We start from the raw sequence: 18,908 nt of genomic DNA, 5'->3' as shown, positions 1-18,908 counted from the left end.
CCTTCAATGGGCTTCGATGCGGTCGGCCCGGCGCAGTTTGCGTCGTCCGATGATCAGTTGCAGGGCAAGGATGGCAGCCAGCATGGTGACGATCAGCACGGTCGCGTAGGCAATCGCGATGCCGAATTCGCCATTCTCCACCCGTCCGACGATAAAGCTGGTGGCCATGTTATAGCGCGCCGACACCAGAAAGATCACGGCAGAGACCGAGGTGATGGCGCGCACGAAACTGTAGGTGAGTGCCGCCAGAATCGCAGGCCCCATCAAGGGCAGGATCACCCGGCGCAGGGTGGTGGCGGAATTCGCGCCCAGCGTGATCGACGCCTCATCCAGCGATTTGTCCAGCTGGCTCATCGCCGCGATGCCGCCACGCACGCCCACCGGCATGTTGCGGAACACAAAGACGATGATCAGGATCAGTCCGGTCGCCGTCAGTTCGATGGGCGGGAAGTTGAAGGCCATCACATAGGCCACCCCGATCACCGTGCCGGGAATGGCAAAGGACAGCATGGTGGAAAACTCGAACGCGTCCTTGCCGGTGAACTTCTGCCGCACCAGCAGATAGGCGGTCGCCAGACCCACGGCGGCGGTCAGCGGGGCGGCGATGGCCGCGATGGTCAGCGTGGTGAAATAGCTGCTCCAGGCCGCCCCGATGAAGTGGATGCCGTTGCGGTAGACGATGCCGAAGGCGCGGGTGTAATGCTCGAAGGTCAGGGTATGGTCATAGCCCCAGAGCTTGACGAAACTGCCAAAGAAGATCAGCCCATACAGCACCAGCGTGAAGGCGGCCCATGGCAGGGCTACGGCATAGCAGGTCCAGCGCAGCCCGTCGTTCAGCGCGGCATTGCGGCCTGAATCGCCCTTGCCGGTCACGGTGGCATAGTTCTTGCGGCCCAGCCATTTGCGCTGCGCCAGAAACGCCCCCAGCGTCAGTGACAGCAGGATCAGCGACAGGATCGCCGCCTTGGCCGGGTCGGCCACGGTGCCGACGATGGCAAAATAGATCTCGGTCGACAGCACGTTGAAATTGCCGCCCAAGACCAGCGGATTGCCGAAATCGGCCAGGCTTTCGATGAACCCCAAAAGGAAGGCATTGGCCAGACCCGGGCGCATGAGCGGCAGGCTGATGAAGCGGAAGGTTTGCCAGCGGTCGGCGTCCAGCGTCTGGCTGGCCTCTTCCATGCTGGGGCTGACGCCTTCGACCACGCCGATCAGAACCAGAAAGGCAATCGGCGTGAACGACAGCATCTGCGCCAGCCAGACCCCCCAGAAGCTGTACAGCCAGCGGGTTTTTTCCCAGCCAAAGGCGTCGGCAAAGAATTCGGTGATGGTGCCCGAGCGGCCAAAAAGCAGGATCAGCACCAGCCCGATGACAAAGGGTGGGGTGATGATCGGCAGGATGGTCAGCACGCGCAGCAGTTTCTTGGCGCGAAAATTGGTGCGGGTGAAGATCAGGGCAAAGGCCAGCCCCATCAGCGTGGTGCCGGTGGCCGTGGCCAGCGCCAGCATCAGCGAATTGAGCGCAGCACCGCAATAGCCAAGCCCGGTCAGGCAGGCGGGCGACCAGATTTCCCCTGCCAGAAAACGGGGCAGGAACTCACTCACCCCCAGCCCCGCACCGCCGCGAAGCTCGAATGCGCGCACCAGGATAAAGCTCATCGGGTAGAAGACAAAGATGCCGACCAGCGCCACGATGGCCCCGATCATGCCGGTGATGAAGGCGTCGCCCCGGCCGCGGCCAAGGCCGGAAATGCCGGTGGTCAGCAAAAACAGCAGCGCCGCCCCCACCACAAGCGCGCCTGCGCCCATGCCGGGTTGCGTGGCTCCTTCCAGCAACCCGAACCGGGTGCCGTTGCCAAGGATCACCAGACCCTGCGCCGCCATCAGCGCCAAGCCCAGCGCCCCGGCAATCACCAGCCCCCGCGCCATCGCCAGCTGTCCGCGCGCAAGCACCAGAGTGGCCCCTGCGACCGCAAAGCCCAGCAGCGGCAGCCACAGCCAGCCCCGCCCACCCAACGACCACAAGAGCGCCGATTGCGCCTCGCCGCCCATCTGCATCATCCAGCCAAGGGACCAGAAGCCCCCCGCCACCATATACCAGGGCAGCAGGCCATAGCCCGCCAGCCCGGCCAAAAGCCAAAGCCCCGCCGTGCGCCGCATTGCATCAATCTCCCGGAAGTCTTGCCGTGACGGCAGATTGGCCCGCCCCGAGGGGGCGGGCCGGTCAGGCAATCATTCCTCGAAATTGCCGCCCTTGGATTTCACTTCGGCTTCCCACCGCGCCAGCAGACGCTCGCGCGTCTCAGACGAGCCATAGGTGGCGAAATCGTAGTCGATCAGCTTGACCCCTGCCATGTCGGGCGCTTCGGGGTCGGTCGCGGCTTCGGGGTTGGACGGGATGTTGAACACACCCACCTCCAAGCCTGCCGATTGCGCCTCGGCGCTGATCACATATTCTACCCACTGCCTGGCCGCCTCAAGGTTCGGGGTGCCGTTGATGACGGACACGGCCCCCACCTCATAGCCGGTGCCTTCGCAAGGCGAGACGATCTCGACCGGGAAACCCTGCTTTTTCAGGTTCACCATGTCATGCATGAAGCCGACCGCGATGGTGGTCTCGCCACGCGCGGCCATCTTGCCGGGGGCGGAGCCGGATTTGGTGTTCTGGTTCACGTTGGCCCCGATCTCGGCCAGCATCTTGAACGCCTCATCTTCACCAAACAGCTGCACCAGCGTGGCCAGCTGGGTATAGGCGGTGCCCGAGGATTGCGGGTTCGAGACCGTCACTTCGCCCTTGTATTCGGGCTTGGCCAGATCCTTCCAGCAGGCTGGCGCGGGCAGCCCCTTTTCGGCCAGAACTTCGGTGTTGTAGAGCATGCCCAACAGGCCGACATGCACGCCCACAGCCTTGCCGCCCGACATTTCGGTCATGTTCTGCGACCAGCCGAGCTGGCCCGACACATCGACGCCGGTCGGCACGGTGAGGTCTTCATTGGCGGCAATCAGATGCGGGTCGCCGGTTCCGCCCCACCAGACATCAATCTTGGGGTTGCCCGCTTCGGCGCGGATCTGCGCCAGCACCTCGCCGGTGGATTTGCGCACCATGGCCACATCGACGCCGGTGTCGATCTTGAAGTTCTGTGCCATCAGATCGCACCAGGCCTGCTCGTTCGAGCAGACCACGTTCAGGCTTTGGGCCTGCGCCGCACCTGCGGCCATGGCAGCGCCCAGTGCCAGCGCACTGATCATCGAAACTTTCATTGTCATCCTCCCAGATAGACCACCTCTCCCTGGTGGTAGGCGCAAAGACTGGCACGAGATCCGGCCTCAGGCGAAGGGGTGTCCGGGTTAACAGCCTGTCCGAAGGCCGGGCTTTTGATGAACAGTGTTACAAAACCCCGCCAAACCCGGAACTTTGCTAACCTGAATTGGATTGCGCCGCCCTGCAGTTTGGCCATCATGGCCATGGGGAGGAAAAGGCAATGGAACAGGCGTCCATGCCGCAGGGGGAGATGCCTTTGGGCAAAGACCCGGTCGTGGCCATAATCGATGATGACGCCGACCTGCGCCGGACAGTCGCCGAATTGCTGGCCGGCAACGGCTTTACCCCGTTGCCCATGGCGGACGGGGCGTCCTTTCTGGCCCTGGGCCCGCGACCGGCGGTGGACCTTGCGTTGATCGACCTGCGGCTGCGGGGCGAAAACGGCCTGACCCTTGCGATCCGCATCCGCGAGACGACCGGGATTCCGGTGGTGATGCTGACCGGGCGCGGCGATGAGATGGACAAGATCATCGGGCTGGAAACCGGGGCTGACGACTACATGATGAAGCCTTTCAACCCGCGTGAACTGATTGCCCGCCTGCGCGCAGTGCTGCGCCGCGTGGGCCATCCGGGCGTGCTGCCCCCCGACCGCAGCAGCAGCATGATCCGGGCCTTCGGACAGATGCGGCTGGACCAGACCCGGCGCGAGTTGCTCGACCCGATGGGGGCAGAGATTGCGCTGACCAATGCCGAATACCGGCTGCTGGAATATTTCCTGCGCCATCCGGGCCGCATCATTCCGCGCACCGAATTGCTGACCGAACTGGGCAATGATCTGTCGCAGTATATGGACCGCACCATCGATGTTCTGATCCTGCGCCTGCGCCGCAAGATCGAAGCCGTGCCGTCAAAGCCGGTCCATCTGCAGACCCGCCGCGGGCAGGGCTATATCTTTGTCACCGGTGTGATGGCATGAAACGGTTTTCCGTCCGCAGCCGCCTGCTGGTGGCGCTGGCGTTGCTGGCCGTGGCGGTGCTCACGGTAGGGGGGATTGCCTGGGGCGCGCTGTCGCGCGGCAATGACCGGATGGACCGCTTGCTGGCCGAAACCCTGACAGGGGTCGATTCCGCGCTGACCCTGTCGCGGCAGGCGGCGGATCTGGCGACACTGGCCCCCTATCTGCTGACGCTGGAAAGCCCGTTCCGCATTGCGCAGGAAGGGCAGGCAGCCACCGCGCTGGTCGACGGGTTGCTGGCGGGGCTGCCCGCCGACGACCCGCTGCGCGCGTCATTGGGGGTGACGCGGTTGGCGATTGCCGGGCTGGTCCGCGACACCTCGCTCCGCGCGGGATTGCGCGACCGCACCCTGCGGCTGAATGCCGAGCTTGCCGTTGCCGAACGCCGCTATGCGGCGCAATCGGCCCGCGCAACCGCCCCGTTGCAGGAACGGCAGGACTGGCTGGTGCTGCAACGCACCGCTGCCGCCTTGCTGGGGGCAGGGCGGGCGGAAAACCTGATCGGCGTGGGCGAGTTCCAGCGCGAATACACCCGACTGACCCGCCCCCTGACTCTGGGCCTGACCGGCCAACGCCCGGTGGCTGAGGCGGCAGAGCTGGGCCGGCTGAAGACAATTGCCGAAGGCGAGGCCGGCCTGTTCGAGCTGCGCCGTCTGGAACTTGCCCGCCAGATCGGGGCCGAGGCGGCGCTGGTGCGCATCCGGCTTGGGGCCGCTGCCGTCACCGCCCATGCGGCCAATGCCACCTTGCAGGCGCAGGCGGCGATTGCGGCGGAACGTGCCAGCACCACCACCGCCATCGCGCTGGCCAAGTCCACGTTGCTGCTCGTGGTGCTGGCCAGTGCCGCGCTGGCGCTGGTGGCCGCCCTCTATGTCTCGGGCTATGTCACCGCCAACCTGCGGGCGATTTCGGATGCGATGATCCGCCTTGCCGCCGGCGACCGCCAGACAAAGCTGCCGCGTGGTGAGGGGCAGGGGGATGAGATCGGCAAGCTGTTTCACGCGTTCCGGACCTTCCGCGCCAATGCGTTGCGACTGGACCGGTCGCATCGGCAGATGGCGCAGCGCACCGCACTTTATGAAAACATGATGGCAGGTATCAGCGACGGGGTGGCGATCCTGTCGGATCAGGGCCAGATCGTCGCGCAGAATGCCCGCCTGGCACCCGTTTTGCGGGTTGATCCCGCGCGCCTGACCGGCCGCCCCCGGCTGACCGATGTAATCGCCGATGCAGGCTGGCAGTCCGGCGCGCAGCAGGCCGGTTACGCAACCCTGTCACTCGGCGGCGTTCACCATACCGAATTGCGCGAAAGCCCGCTGCCCAAGGGCGGCGCGGTGGTGCTGCTGTCCGACGCGACCGAACGGCGGCAGCTGGAAGACCGCTTGCGCCAGATTCAGCGGATCGAGGCGCTTGGCAAGGTTTCGGGCGAAGTGGCGCATGATTTCGGAAATATCCTCTCTACCATCTCGGGCAGCCTGCACTTGATGGACTCGGCCCCGCCCGAGCGGCAAAGCATCCTGCGCCAGTCCATCGCCTCGGCGGTCGATCTGGGCACGGCCCTGACCGTGCGGTTGCTGGCATTTGCCCGGCGCCAGCATCTGGAGCCGGAACTGCTGGATCTGCCGGGGCTGGTTGATGGCATCGTGGATCTGGTGAGCCTTGCATTGCCCGAGGAAGTAGAGCTGATCGTCCGGAACGCGCCGATTGCGTTGCCAGTGCGGGTTGATCCGGGGCAGTTGGAAAGCGCCATCCTGAACCTGTGCCTGAATGCCGGTCAGGCCATCGCGGCCAAGGGCCGGGTTACGCTGACGGTCTCGCAACTGGACGATCTGGCAGTGGTGGAGGTGGCCGATACCGGTGCGGGCATGCCGCCCGAGGTGCTGGCCCATGCGATGGAGCCATTCTTTACCGCCCGCGCCGATGGCACCGGTACCGGGCTTGGCCTTGCCATGGTTTACGGCTTCATCCGGCAATCGGGCGGCGATATCGCCATCACCTCTGCCCCCGGTCAGGGCACCACGGTGCGCCTGACGCTGCCGCTGCAACGCGCCGCACTGGCCCCGGAGTCGTTGGATCTGGGACCGGTGCTGCTGGTCGAGGATGATGCCGCAGATCGCAAGGCCGCCGTCACGCTTCTGGCGCCGATCGCCGCACCCTTGCTGCTAGCGGGCGATGCGGCAGAGGCGCTGGACCAGATGGCCGACCCCTTGACCCTGATCGTCACCGATCTGACGCTTGCAGGCCGGGTTGATGGCTGGCGTCTGGCGGAAACCGCGCTGACCCGCTGGCCCGAGGCCCGGGCCATCGTGGTCTCGGGTCATCTGCCGCAGGTTGACCCGCTGTCGCCCCGATTTCCGGGTCGCATTGCCACAGTTCCAAAGCCGTTGACCGCCGATGCGCTGTCATCGGCGCTGTCCACCCTGTTCAGAAAGTCCGAGGATGCCAAAGTCGCACAGCGATGATTTCGCCGCTACATCTGCCCCTGCCGCCCTGCTGTTCGATTGCGACGGCACGCTCCTGCTGACCGCCGATCTGCATTTTACCGGGATGGCGCAGGCGATGCAGCTTCAGGGGCTGCCCTTGCCCCGCGCCTGGTACATGGGGCTGACCGGGTTGGACCGGACCCGGCTGTTTGAACGCTTCCTGACCGATTTCGGGGGGACCGGCGATCTGCCGCGCTTTGTTGCAGACAGCGTGGCGCTGACGGTGACGCTTGCGGATCAGGCGCGGGAAAACCCGCGCGTGGCAGCGCTGGCGCGGGCTGCCGCCGGGGTGGTGCCGATCGCCGTGGTGACCAACAGCGAAGGTGCCATTGCCCGCGCCTTTCTGCGCGAGACGGCGCTGGCGGCTCTGTTTGACGACATCATCACGGTTGAGGATGCGCCCTTGCCGAAACCGGCACCTGATCTTTACCAGATCGCCGCCGCGCGGCTGGGGGTGGCGGCCTGCGACTGCCTTGTGCTGGAAGACAGTGATCAGGGTATTCAGGCCGCACAGGCCGCTGGAATGCGATGGATCGACGTACGCGACCCGCATTGGCCCGAGGGGTGCGATGCCCTGCTTGCTGATCACGAGATCAGCATGGTTTCTCTGCGATGACATGTTCGCAGGGGACTAGGTGATGCCAAGGTTTCGCCGTGAGGGCTTTCCCTGTGGCTGTGCCTGCCCCTTTCGCGGTCAGAGTCGCGCTCATGCGTCGGACGAGAGGATCATCCCGTGCTTGGCCAGCTGGGCCAGCAGACGTGCGGTGTCCGTCAGGATGGTGGTCATGGGGTGTTCGGGAAACACTTCCGCCAGAGCCTCGGCCAGATCGGTCGCAGAACCGGGAATTTCCAGCAAGGCCCAGATCGCCGCGCCCAGCGGGTTGAGATGGTGCAGAACCGTGTCGTCGGGCATCCACAGGAAAGAGGACTGGCCGACCTGTCGCCGTGCCACCTGTGGGTGATGCCGCCAGACCAGATGCGGATCGACCGGGTCGATTGGCGCGGCGGTCGCGGGCGGATTGCTGTCATCGGGTGCAAGGGGCAAAGCCGGGTTCAGCCGACCTGGCCCGCCAAAGGCCGTGTGCAGCAAGGCCACCGCCTCTTCCAGATCGGCATAGACCATGCGCAGGCAAAGCGTGCCGCTGACCAGGGCGTGCATCTGCGCAAAGGCCACCTCGGCGCTGCCAAGATCGGCCAGATTTCGCGCCAGCACATGGCGCAGCGCCATATCCGTCGCAATAGGGTGCAGCCGCGCAGCACCGGCGTCGCGTCGGTCCAGCACGACAATCACTGACAGCGGTGCGGTCGTGCCATGCGGGGCCTGGCCGGGGGCAGAGACATAGGCATAGCGGTCATCATGCAAAGACACATGGCGTGCCACATGCGTTCGGAACCGGGTCGAGACGCGTTCGGGCAGCGGAAGCCGCAGCCGGGGCGAGATCCCCAAGGCAAGCCCCTGCCCATCCGGGAGAATCGGCAGCACATCATCGCAGAACACCCGCATCTGCGGCTCGGCCGTCAGACGGGCGATCAGGGTGCTTTTGCCCGCCCGGTGTGCCCCGGTCAGCGCCACCAGCCTTCCGTTGACCTCGACCGCGCCACAATGCAGGGCCCCCAGATCTGGCCGGTGATCGACAAACCCTTGCGACAGGTCGGCGGCAAGGGCGCAAGCGGCAGCAGCCAGAGACAGGCCGGGCAGGGGGCTGTCGGCATAGCGCGACTGCAGGGTGAGGCCGTCTTCCAGTGCCGTGACACTGGCGAGCACATCGGCAGCCTCCGGCGCGACTCGCGTCTGCTGCGCTATCTCACAGGGCCAGTCGGGTGCAATCCGGCGCAAGGCCGTGACCAGATCTGGCGCGGCCTCGATCAGGACAGATCCAGCAACGCCGTCAAAATCAAGCCGCTGCACTGGCTTGCGCGCGGGTCTGCGAACCCGCGCAGGGCGGGTTCGCAGAGGGGCAGGCACCATTGGCGTCCCCGTCATGAGATTACAGACCGATGCTGCGCAAAAGCCTGTTCATGTCGCGGCCCAGGTCGCCGGTTGCGTCCGTCCGACGGGCCCCGCGCGACGGGCGTGACTGGCGCGACGGGCGTGACTGGCGCGAAGGCCGCGACAGGCCAGAGTTGCGCGAGGGCCGCGACGCGCCGGAAACGCCCGACCCGCGTGATGCGCCAGAGGTGCCGCCACTTGCGCCGCCGGATGTGCCGCTGCCGCTGGTGCCGCTGGCGCGCGCCGCATTGAAGCCGGCGAGAGTGGGGGCAACATAGGCCGCACCTGCAACCAGACCGATACGGCCCAGCAGGGCCCGGCGCGAGATCAATGTCTTGGTGTCGTTGGACATGGGATTTTCCTTTTCAGGTTGGGCCGGTTCTGTGGTCCGGCACTGTCAGGAAAACGGACGCATCCGCGCTTTATTCCCCGCTGATGGTAAAAAATTCTGATTTGTCGCGTGTGCATTGCCCTGGCGCGGTCAGCAGCCCGTGGCCAAAGGTTGTGTCAAACCCGGCCTCTCCCAGATCACGGGCACAGGCGAATAGCCTTTGCGTCACCTCGGGCACGGCCAGGTCTGGAGTGCGCAACCGTTCCACCGCCAGTGCCGCCGTGACGAAAGGGGCGGCGTAAGAGGTGCCCGACCGCAACCGTCCGCCCGAGATGGATGCCGCCGTCCAGAGCGATACCCCCGGTGCCGCCAGCATGACATAGGGGCCGCGATTGGCTTGCCGGTACGGTTGCTCGGCCGAATCTACGGCTGTCACCGCAATCACCTGCGCCCATGCGGCGGGATAGGCCGGCGCCGCGCCCGGCCCGCCGTTTCCGGCAGCGGCAACCATGGCGATACCCGCGACATCGGCGCGGACCACCATGCGTTCCAGTACGGCATTGGCCGGGCCCGAGAAGGACATGTTGATCACACTGACCCCTTCGGCCAGCAACAGCTCCAGCCCCTGGATCAGGGCAAAGGCATCGGCCACCTCACCGCCTGCGTCCTGATGAAACACCTCTACCGCGATAAGGTCTGCAAATGGCAGCAACCCCGGCACCCGCCCGGTGACTGTGCCGATCAGCAGGGCGGCAATGGCCGTGCCATGCGCGCGCCCCGCAGCGTCGCGGTCGGCCAGGTCGATCTGATGCACGGTCAGCTTCTGGCCGATCAGCGCCGGGTGATCGACATTGATCCCGGTATCGATCATCCCGATCTTGGGGGCCATCGCACTGGGCCAGCCTGACCAGCCGATCATGGCCTGCGCGGCACAGTCCTCGGCGGTGCAGGTGAAGTCGTCGGGTGTGTAAAGATGGTTTTGATCTGCCAGGGCCCCTGGGATCAGCCCTGCCAGTTCGACCAGCGCGGTATCGACCGTTCGCCCTTGCGGCAGGGACAGTCGCGCCAGCCTGCCGGACAGTGCCGCTGTCTCGGCTTCGGCCAGCAGCGTATAGCCTGCGGCAAGTGCCGGGGTCAAATTCTGCTCTGGACCAAGCAGGATCAGGATTTCGGGACGGGCCGGCACTGCCACACGGCGCGGCGGCTGGCTCCGACGGGGGCGTGGCTGGCCGGGTCTGGACCCGCCGCTGTCGCGCGACGCCCCCGAGGCCCCGGACCCTCCGCTCGACGAGGCGCGGGCAATCCCGAGGCCTGTCAGGCTGGGGGCGACATAGGCCAGGCCGGACGCCAGGCCGATGCGGCGCAACAGGGCGCGGCGGGTGGTCTTTTGGCGCGGATCACTGTCCATGGTCTGTCCTTTCGCGGGCGGCCTTGATCAAGGGGGGCAAGCCTGAATAACGCCACAGCCGGGCCTTTTATTCCTGCACAGCTCCGTGAATGGCAGAAAGAGGATTTTTTCTGGCGGCCATCGGAATAAATGATGACCAGCAGCCGTTACACCGGCACCAAAAACAGATTTTGCCGGGATGGACCACGTGTGACCACCGATAGTCGCAGCGAAATGATCACATTGTTGCCCCGGTTGCGCGCCTTTGCCCGCAGCCTGACAGGGGCCGCCGATCTGGCCGATGATCTGGTGCAGATCACGGTGGAAAAGGCCCTGCGCCATCTGGACAGCTACGCGCCTGACACACGGATGGACGCATGGCTGTTTCGCATCATGCGCAATGCGTTCATCGACATGGTCCGCGCCCGCCGCGACACCCAGCCGCTGGACGATGCCGGGGCCGATACGGTGATGGGGGAAGATGGCCGCAGGACAACCGAAAACCGCCTGCATCTGGCCGAGGTCCGACGCGCCATGGCAGGGCTGCCGGAAGAGCAGCGCACGGTGCTGATGCTCGTCTGTGTCGAGGGCATGCGCTACCGCGAGGTGGCCGCTGCACTGGGTATCCCCGAAGGCACGGTGATGAGCCGTCTGTCGCGCGCCCGCCTGTCTTTGGCCCATAGTCTGAACGCCACGCCCGATACGGGACCACACCGAGGGATTGCCCGATGATCCGAACCGATGAAGTGAGCACAGAGATGTTGATGGCCCTGGCTGATGGAGAGCTGCCCGAACCGCTGGCACGGGATCTGCGGGCGCGTGTTGCAGCCGACCCGGGTCTGGCGGCGCGTTTCGCGGTCTTCAGCGAAACGCGGGCCTTGATGCAGGCGGCCTTCCCGCCGGAGCCGGTGCCGCAGCACCTGATCGCTGCGGTGATGCAGGGAGGCGGCGTGCCGACAAGTGCGACCCATGCGGCTGATGCCGGTGTGGCTGGCGAAACGGGAGCTGCGGTTTTGCCCTTTGCTCAGCGGATACAGCGTGCCGCAAACAGCTGGGGCCTTGCGCTTGCTGCATCGCTGGTGCTGGCGGTGGGGGCCGCCGGTTTTGTGGTGGGACGCAGCGCCGCCCCGCCGACCCTGGCCGAGGCAAATGGACCAGAGGCCGCGGCCCTGGCTCTGGCTGCCGTACCGACGGGTGGAGAGGTCACGCTGACCGATGGCACTCAGGCCCGGGCCTTGGCCAGCTATGAAACCGATCTTGGTCTGTGCCGGCTGATCAGCACCCAAACCAGCCGTGCCATTGCCTGCCGGGCAGAGGCAGGTTGGGACATTGCCCTGGCCGTGTCCGCAAGGGGGGGCGAGGCCTATCAGCCGGCGTCCGAGATTGGCACCGCGCTGATCGACCGCTTCCTTGATGACGTCGCCGCTTCGCCGGCCCTTGACCCTGCCGCCGAGGCGCAGGCGCTGCGCCGCTGACGGCGTCCCCGCAGGGCTTTGGCCTGCTGCCTGGTCACGCAGATGTCAGCTTGCCCGCGACGGTTTCGCTTAACAAGAACATAAAGCGAACATATACAGGGCGCATGGCGCAAAGGACACTTCAGGACAAACTGGCAATTCTTGCCGATGCCGCAAAATACGATGCGTCCTGCGCATCATCGGGCGGTGAAAAGCGCAATTCCGGCGATGGAAAAGGCCTTGGGTCATCGGGCGGTGCGGGGATCTGCCATGCCTATGCCCCGGACGGGCGCTGCATTTCGCTGCTCAAGATCCTGATGACGAATTTCTGCATCTATGACTGTGTCTATTGCGTTAATCGGGTGTCCAGCCACGTTCAGCGGGCGCGCTTCACGGTGGATGAGGTGGTGCAGCTGACCGTCGAATTCTATCGCCGCAACTATATCGAGGGTCTGTTCCTGTCATCGGGCATCATCCGGTCCCCCGATGACACGATGGCCGATATGGTGCGCATCGCCCAGACCCTGCGGGAGCGCGAGAATTTTCGTGGTTATATTCACCTCAAGACCATCCCTGATGCTGCGCCCGAGCTGATCGAGGCGGCGGGCAAATGGGCGGACCGGCTGTCGATCAATGTGGAACTGCCGACAGAGGCCGCGTTGACCGCCCTTGCCCCCGAAAAATCGGCGCAGACCATCCGGCGGGCGATGGCCGATGTGCGCAGCCGGCGCGAGGCGGCGCGCGATGTCAGCCATGGCGGCAAGAAGGCCAGCCGCTTTGCGCCGGCGGGACAGTCGACGCAGATGATCGTCGGGGCGGACAGTGCCACGGATGGGCAGATCCTGGGCACGGCCTCGCAGCTCTATGGCGCGTACAGGCTGGGGCGGGTCTATTATTCGGCGTTTTCTCCTATCCCTGACAGTTCGCGTCTGTTGCCGCTGATCCGGCCGCCGTTGATGCGGGAACACCGGCTGTATCAGGCAGATTGGATGATGCGCTTTTACGGGTTCACCCATGATGAAATCGCGCCGAAATCCGGGATGCTGGATCTGGCGATCGATCCGAAACTGGCCTGGGCGATTGCGAACCGGCAGAGCTTTCCTGTCGATGTGAACAAGGCCCCGCGCGAGATGCTGTTGCGCGTGCCCGGTTTTGGCCCAAGGTCGGTGGACCGCATGCTGGCGGCGCGCAAACACCGCAGCCTGCGCTATGAGGATCTGATCCCGCTTGGCTGCGTGTTGCGTCATGCGCAGCCGTTCATCTCGCTGCCGGGCTGGTCGCCCCGCGCGCTGACGGATGACGAAAATCTGCGGGCGCGCTTTGCACCGCCGCCCGAGCAGCTGTCGTTGTTCTGATGCGCGTGATCCGGCTGCCGCTGATCGGAACGGTTGCCGCGTGGCGCGGTCATGTTCGCCAGCTTGCGCGCAGGTCGGTGCCGCCAGAGGCGGTGCTGTGGCAGGTGGGGGAGGGCGGGGCAGATCTGTTTGCGGCAGATCCGCCCGGTGGGGACGGCCCGGTGCCGGACCCCTCGGTCCCACCGCTGACCCTGCCGCGCGAAGTGATCGGCGCGATCGAAACGGCGTTGTGCCATTCTGATCCGCAGCGCTTTGCCCGCGCCTATGCCCTCGCCCTGCGGCTGTTTGGCAAGGCGTTGCGCTGGGGGGACAGGTCGGATGCGCCTTTGCGACGCTTGCTGGACCAGGAAAAGGCGGTGCGGCGCGACATCCACAAGATGCACGCTTTCGTCCGCTTCCGCGATGTCACGCCGCCCGATGCAACACGGCGGGCCTTTGCGGCCTGGTTTGAACCCGAACATGCCATCGTCGAAGCCGCCGCGCCGTTCTTTGCCAGACGGTTTGGCGATATGGACTGGGTGATTGCCACCCCGTCGCTGACCGCCCGGTTTGAAGACGGTCTGCTGACCTTCGCGCCAACCGCCCATCACGCCCCGCCACCCGAAGATGCGACAGAGAAATTGTGGTGCACCTATTTCGCCAGCATCTTCAATCCAGCCCGGCTGATGGTGTCGGCGATGACGTCAGAGATGCCGAAGAAATACTGGAAGAACCTGCCCGAAGCCGCATTGATCCCCGATATGATCCGGGCCGCCCCCGCGCGGGCACGGGGGATGCAGGAGGCGATGCCGACGCTGGAGCTTGCCCATGTTGCAAGGCTGCGGCCGCAGCGTCCCGCGCTGACGGCTGACGTCGGTCTGGAGGATCTGAAGCCCGCCCTTGATGCCTGCCGACGCTGTCCGATCGGGGCCTGCGCCACGCAGGGCGTGCCGGGCGAGGGGCCGCGCCATGCCCCGCTGATGATTGTCGGAGAACAGCCCGGCGATGCGGAAGATCTGGCCGGGCGGCCCTTTGTCGGGCCGGCGGGGCAGGTATTTGACCGCTGCGCCACAGCGGCAGGGCTGGACCGGGCGAAGGTCTACGTTACGAACGCGGTCAAGCATTTCAAGTTTCAACCGCGTGGCAAGCGTCGGCTGCATGAGCGCCCGACCCAGGATGAAATCTCTCTGTGCCGCTGGTGGCTGGATCTTGAGCGGCAGGCCGTGAAGCCGGGGCTTCTGGTTGCGATGGGGGCGACTGCCGCCGCGGCGCTGACCGGAGATGGCACGCGTCTGACCTCCCGTCGGGGCAGGTTGGAAACGACAGCGGACGGCAGCCCGGTGCTGATCACCCTGCATCCCTCCTACTGTCTGCGCTTGCCCGACCGAGCGGCACAGGTGCGCGCGGAAACACAGCTGACAGATGATCTGCGGCTTGCCCTGCAGATCGCGGCAGGAAGCCGGTAGGGAGGTTTCCCGTGTTGATGCGGGATGTGGCACCTGCGTCCTGCGATCTGACCAAATCGCAGCAAGCTGCGCAGCAACCGCCGCAAGTGTGATCACAATTATGTGACATTTTTGCGGGAACGCTGGATTATTTTAGGCGTTATTTTCTTTGCAAAGGACCTGTGTGGTTGAACCCTGCCCGCTTTTCTGGTCAGGACCGCTTCATCTGTCTGTGTCGTGGAGCAACGGCGCGCAGCCCATGGCAGCTTGCCTGCCGGAAAAATGTGCGGTGCCGGACGGTGCTGCTCACGAATGAGCTGAATATCCATCGGATGTTCAGGCCACACATGATTGCCACCGGAAACGGATCCGACGGGTGCAGGCCCGTGGCGGGCGCTGCCTGCCTATTGGGTCGAGAGGGATACCATGCTGCATATTACAAGCAAAACACTGGCGTCGCTTGGTTTGCTCAACGGTACGTCCCACGAAGGGTTCGACCGGCAGACGCGCCTTGCACGACTTATTCTGGCCGCCGAAGCATCGGTGATGTCGGTGATCGATGATGAAGCGGACCGGCAGTTCTTTCGCAGTGCGAATGGCGTGAAGGAACCGCTGCAAAGCCAACGCGCAACGCCGTTGAGCCAGTCGTTTTGCAAATTGGTACGCGACGCAGATGGACCTCTGGTCATCGCCGACGCCCGCACCGATGACCGCGTCGCAGAGCATCCCGCCGTGGAAAAGCTTGGGGTGATCTCCTACCTCGGTGTTCCGATTCACGAACCTTCCGGTGCGCCGATCGGTTCGCTTTGTGTGTTCAACAGCGTGCCGCGCAGCTGGACACCCGAAGAGCAATCGCTGATCGCGGAACTCGCCGCCATGGTGGATGAGCAGATCCTGCTGATCAAAGCCGTGCAGGACAGGGATCTGGCCATGGCGCAAGCCTGCCGCGAATCCGAGGCTCGGGCGAAGTTCGTGGCGTCAGTCGGGCATGAGGTGCGCACGCCCTTGAATGGTGTGATGGGCTTGGCACAGGTTTTGGCGCAGGATCTGGTCGATCCGGTCCATCAAGGCAGGGTTCAGGCGATCATCGACTCTGGCGATGTGATGCTGCAACTGCTTAATGATCTACTGGATCTGTCCAAGATCGAAGCCGGCAAGATGGAATTCAACCCGGCTCCGTTCCGCCCTCTGGATCTGGCCAACAGGCTTGACACTGTCTATTTCGATGTGGCGGACCAGAAGGGCCTGACATTGGAGGTCATGTCCAATCCGGGGGCCGGGGCCTTGTGGATGGGGGATGAGATGCGGATCAATCAGATCCTGCAGAACCTTGTCAGCAACGCGATCAAGTTTACCGAGACCGGGACGGTTGCCGTCAGGTTCAGCTGTGTGCCGGGCCGTCCGTTCCGGGTGACGGTCAGCGACAGCGGCATTGGCATGGCACCGGAGGCTGCGGAGTCCTTGTTCACGCCCTTCGGACAGGCGGATGCAACGATTTCGCAACGCTTTGGCGGCACCGGTCTTGGCCTGTCGATCGTCAAGCATCTGGTCACCGCGATGGGGGGCACCATTTCCGTGTCCAGCGTCGAGAACAAGGGGACAGAGTTTCGGGTCGAACTGCCCCTGCAGATGGTGGATGGGCCTGCGGCCCCGCAAGAGTCCCAGACGCTGGAGGCTGTGGCCGGTCTGCCGGTGCTTGCCGTGGATGATAACGCGGCCAATCTGCTTGTGATCAAGGCGATGCTGGAACGGCTCGGGCTGGTTGTCGACACCGCGCGCGATGGATTGGAAGCCCTGGAAAAGGTCCGCGAAGGATGCTTCACGGCAGTGTTCATGGATATCTCGATGCCGCGAATGGATGGTGTTACGGCGGCGTTGGAAATCCGGGCTGCCGAAGAGGAGCAGAGCTTGCCGCCTGTGCCGCTGGTCGCGGTCACCGCCAATTCTCAGCCGGGACAGATCACCTCCTATCGCAGCAGTGGTTTTGACGATGTGATCTGCAAGCCGATCCAGATGGGGGAAATTACCCGTGCGGTGCGTGACCATGTCTTGCCGGTCGCGGTGAGCGACCGCCAGCCGCAATCCTGAGCCTTGGTTGGATGACCATTTCTGTTGAAGCGTCACCGGTTCCCTGTTGGGGGCGGGCAGCGCCGCGCGACTGCGTCAGAACCCCTGCCAAAGGCCCGGTAAGGTTGCCACTTCCAGCAGATTGCCATCCGGGTCGCGGAAATACAGGCTGTGGCCGCCGCGCCGCCAATCGGATGTGCCTTCGATCGGCACGTCATGCTGCGCCAGATGGTCGCGCCATGACGGCAAGGTTTCCGCTGTGATGGCAAAAGCCATGTGGATCTGGCCCGTGGCATCATGCGGTGGGATCAGGCCGCCGCCGGTTTGAACCGGTTGTGTTGTCGCACCGCGCAGAAACAGCAACAGAACGCTGACCCCGTTAACCTGATAGGCCCGCATCCGGTCATCCGCGTGCAGGCAGGACAGGCCCATGACGCCTTCGTAAAACGCGGCTGCCCGGTCAAGGTCGCTGACGTAAAGCGCGGTTTCCAGAATGCGCAGCAGGGCTGGGGCCGGCATCTATTCCTCTCCGGTGGCATAAAGGTGCAGCACCAGATCCTCGCAGACCCCGCCGATGGCGTCAAAGTCGTCCCCATGGCGAAAGTCGTCAAGGCTCAGGTGCGGGAACGCAAAGTATTTTGCCGCGACGCGCCCTTGCGTTGCCGCAAAGATCACCCGGCGTATGCCGGCAAAGCGCATCGCCGCCAGACACATTTCACAGGGTTGCAGGGTGGAGATCATGACGCAGCCCTTGAGATCTGTCGTGCCAAGCACTTCGGCGGCGCGCGCGATGGCTACCATTTCGGCATGCCGGGTAGGGTCGCCTTGCAAATGCACCTCGTTTTCGGCCTCTGCGATGGTCTGGCCGTCGCGCAGTATTGCCGCGGCGATCCCGGATTTGCCGCTTTGGTCCCGGGCCGCAAGCGCGCGCTGCGCTGCTTCGACAAGGGCAGTGTGTTCCGTCGGGCTGACGGGAACTGGGGTGGACTCTGGCATCATGACGTCTCCGTAAGGGGCTGGTGGCGGCTGTGCAGCTTTTGCACGGCGGACGGTATCAGGCCGCAACTCGTGCTGTCGCGGGGTCCGCTGTGCGAAAGCAGGCACGGCTATGTCATGCTTTGGTCGCAGGCCTGTTCCGAGGTTGATCAGCTTTGCCGGCCTCACCGCCCTGCGTTTGCGGGTTTATCGCATCAAATTCATCCGGACCATGGGCCGAGCCTTCATGGTCACCTTGTGCGTTCTGACGCTCTGGCGGGGGAGGGCGCTTTTGCTTGGCGGCGTCAGGACTATTCGGCATTGCCATCGTCCCGCTGCGGATCGCGCAGATCCTGCCCCGGTTGTTTTTGCGAGCGCTTGGCGCCGTCGTTCGGATCATCCCGATGCTGGCCCGCAGGATCGATCTGCTGCTTGCGCTGGTCAAGCAGCCCATCCTTGGTCCGCAAGGCCTCGTTTGAGGGTACTTTCTGTGACATGCTCGGCTCCTATTGCTTAGCGTTCAACGAACGGCGCAGGGTTACGTTCCCACCGATTGAGCTGCCCTTTGCGATGAGGAGCGCCGTTGGACGCCGTCTGGTGCCATAGGAAACAGCCCTGCTGGCAGAGGCGCGGGCAGATCGCTTCACAGCCAGGTACATTCCGAACCTGTTCCTGCGAGGGCCGTCATGCTATAAATTGATTTTAAACAGATAAGGGGAATGGTGCAGTATAAGAGGAAAGAGGCCCGGTGAAGCGGAGGCATGAGGGGGGAAAGGTTTCTGATTTCCATCAGCTTTCGTCGGACCGTAGCAGCGGTCCTTGTGCCACTGTTTCACGAAAGTCTCGGCGGGGTGCCATAGGTTGAAAAGCGCCGCGTGTTTTGCTGAGTTTTTGCAGTTGTAGAGTTTTTTATGAGTTTCGGGAGCGTGACATGCCCAAGGTGATCCCACCAGATCCATTCATCCAGCAGCTGGCCCAGGCCCTGGAAGACAATTCCGTCATCGGCAAGATAAACCTGTCGACACATGCCAAAAGCAATGCCGCACGGCTGCAGTCGGTGTTCCAGTCAGACCTTGATATTGCCTTGCAGTCGCTGGCTCCGATGGATCGGTCGCGGTCGGCACAGGGCCAGGAGCCTGAGCCGCGCGATCGGTAACGCGCCACG

17 protein-coding genes are annotated in these 18,908 nt (G+C 64.4%); 9 read left to right on the top strand and 8 right to left on the bottom strand.

What is annotated here, in order from left to right; translation table 11 throughout:
- Positions 1 to 3: 3 nt before the first annotated feature.
- Positions 4 to 2,160: an ABC transporter permease gene (locus CXR43_RS09160; RefSeq protein WP_103333667.1), complete on the bottom strand. Its 2,157-nt coding sequence runs from the start codon at positions 2,158 to 2,160 to the stop codon at positions 4 to 6.
- 72 nt (positions 2,161 to 2,232) lie between these two features.
- Positions 2,233 to 3,261 carry an ABC transporter substrate-binding protein gene (locus CXR43_RS09155; protein WP_103333666.1) on the bottom strand — a complete coding sequence of 343 codons (1,029 nt, stop codon included), beginning with the start codon at positions 3,259 to 3,261 and terminating at the stop codon, positions 2,233 to 2,235.
- 221 nt (positions 3,262 to 3,482) lie between these two features.
- On the opposite strand from CXR43_RS09155, the gene CXR43_RS09150 reads away from it, so the two are divergent.
- From CXR43_RS09150 to CXR43_RS09140, 3 genes are read left to right on the top strand one after another with little or no spacing between them, the layout of a single operon-like run.
- Positions 3,483 to 4,238: a winged helix-turn-helix domain-containing protein gene (locus tag CXR43_RS09150; protein ID WP_354001008.1), complete on the top strand. Its 756-nt coding sequence runs from the start codon at positions 3,483 to 3,485 to the stop codon at positions 4,236 to 4,238.
- A complete protein-coding gene (locus CXR43_RS09145; RefSeq protein WP_103333665.1) occupies positions 4,235 to 6,739 on the top strand; it encodes an ATP-binding protein in 2,505 nt (834 codons plus the stop codon). Before CXR43_RS09150 ends, CXR43_RS09145 begins: the two co-directional genes overlap by 4 nt.
- Positions 6,717 to 7,376: an HAD family hydrolase gene (locus tag CXR43_RS09140; RefSeq protein WP_168219789.1), complete on the top strand. Its 660-nt coding sequence runs from the start codon at positions 6,717 to 6,719 to the stop codon at positions 7,374 to 7,376. The genes CXR43_RS09145 and CXR43_RS09140 overlap by 23 nt, the downstream gene beginning before the upstream one ends.
- Before the next feature lie 90 nt (positions 7,377 to 7,466).
- Here CXR43_RS09140 and CXR43_RS09135 read toward each other — a convergent pair whose 3' ends face one another.
- From CXR43_RS09135 to CXR43_RS09125, 3 genes are all read right to left on the bottom strand, one after another.
- Positions 7,467 to 8,669, bottom strand: coding sequence for a PqqD family protein (locus CXR43_RS09135; RefSeq protein ID WP_168219788.1), 1,203 nt, complete (start codon positions 8,667 to 8,669; stop codon positions 7,467 to 7,469).
- Positions 8,670 to 8,748: 79 nt separating this feature from the next.
- Entirely contained in the window at positions 8,749 to 9,102 is a 354-nt protein-coding gene (locus CXR43_RS09130) for a hypothetical protein (protein ID WP_103333662.1), read from the bottom strand.
- Between the two features lie 70 nt (positions 9,103 to 9,172).
- Positions 9,173 to 10,489, bottom strand: a complete 1,317-nt coding sequence (locus tag CXR43_RS09125; RefSeq protein WP_103333661.1) for a S8 family serine peptidase — start codon at positions 10,487 to 10,489, stop codon at positions 9,173 to 9,175.
- A gap of 189 nt (positions 10,490 to 10,678) precedes the next feature.
- Here CXR43_RS09125 and CXR43_RS09120 point away from each other — a divergent pair, with 189 nt between their 5' ends.
- The 5 genes from CXR43_RS09120 (at position 10,679) to CXR43_RS09100 (ending at position 16,789) form a co-directional block, all read left to right on the top strand.
- Positions 10,679 to 11,200, top strand: coding sequence for an RNA polymerase sigma factor (locus CXR43_RS09120; RefSeq protein WP_103334148.1), 522 nt, complete (start codon positions 10,679 to 10,681; stop codon positions 11,198 to 11,200).
- The gene (locus tag CXR43_RS09115) at positions 11,197 to 11,943 is read left to right on the top strand and encodes an anti-sigma factor family protein (RefSeq protein WP_103333660.1); all 747 of its coding nucleotides are present in this window, start codon (positions 11,197 to 11,199) and stop codon (positions 11,941 to 11,943) included. The genes CXR43_RS09120 and CXR43_RS09115 overlap by 4 nt, the downstream gene beginning before the upstream one ends.
- A 104-nt stretch (positions 11,944 to 12,047) precedes the next feature.
- Positions 12,048 to 13,277, top strand: coding sequence for a putative DNA modification/repair radical SAM protein (locus CXR43_RS09110; RefSeq protein WP_103333659.1), 1,230 nt, complete (start codon positions 12,048 to 12,050; stop codon positions 13,275 to 13,277).
- On the top strand, positions 13,277 to 14,722 hold the full coding sequence (locus tag CXR43_RS09105) for a UdgX family uracil-DNA binding protein (RefSeq protein WP_103333658.1): 1,446 nt from the start codon (positions 13,277 to 13,279) through the stop codon (positions 14,720 to 14,722). Before CXR43_RS09110 ends, CXR43_RS09105 begins: the two co-directional genes overlap by 1 nt.
- Before the next feature lie 405 nt (positions 14,723 to 15,127).
- Entirely contained in the window at positions 15,128 to 16,789 is a 1,662-nt protein-coding gene (locus tag CXR43_RS09100) for an ATP-binding protein (protein ID WP_103333657.1), read from the top strand.
- 75 nt (positions 16,790 to 16,864) lie between these two features.
- Here the strand turns inward: CXR43_RS09100 and CXR43_RS09095 are convergent, their stop codons facing one another.
- The 3 genes from CXR43_RS09095 to CXR43_RS09085 form a co-directional block, all read right to left on the bottom strand.
- Positions 16,865 to 17,287 (bottom strand): VOC family protein, encoded by a 423-nt coding sequence (locus CXR43_RS09095; RefSeq protein ID WP_103333656.1) that lies wholly within the window; start codon positions 17,285 to 17,287, stop codon positions 16,865 to 16,867.
- Positions 17,288 to 17,764, bottom strand: a complete 477-nt coding sequence (locus tag CXR43_RS09090) for a nucleoside deaminase (protein ID WP_168219787.1) — start codon at positions 17,762 to 17,764, stop codon at positions 17,288 to 17,290.
- 290 nt (positions 17,765 to 18,054) lie between these two features.
- On the bottom strand, positions 18,055 to 18,240 hold the full coding sequence (locus tag CXR43_RS09085) for a hypothetical protein (protein ID WP_103333654.1): 186 nt from the start codon (positions 18,238 to 18,240) through the stop codon (positions 18,055 to 18,057).
- A gap of 434 nt (positions 18,241 to 18,674) precedes the next feature.
- On the opposite strand from CXR43_RS09085, the gene CXR43_RS09080 reads away from it, so the two are divergent.
- Complete coding sequence (locus CXR43_RS09080; protein WP_103333653.1) at positions 18,675 to 18,899, top strand: hypothetical protein; 225 nt, start codon at positions 18,675 to 18,677, stop codon at positions 18,897 to 18,899.
- Positions 18,900 to 18,908: the final 9 nt, after the last annotated feature.

It is taken from the genome of Pseudotabrizicola formosa (assembly GCF_002900965.1).
Taxonomy (GTDB): domain Bacteria; phylum Pseudomonadota; class Alphaproteobacteria; order Rhodobacterales; family Rhodobacteraceae; genus Pseudotabrizicola; species Pseudotabrizicola formosa.
The sequence above is the reverse complement of the archived record's forward strand: the minus strand, read 5'-3'. Positions and strand labels throughout refer to the sequence as shown.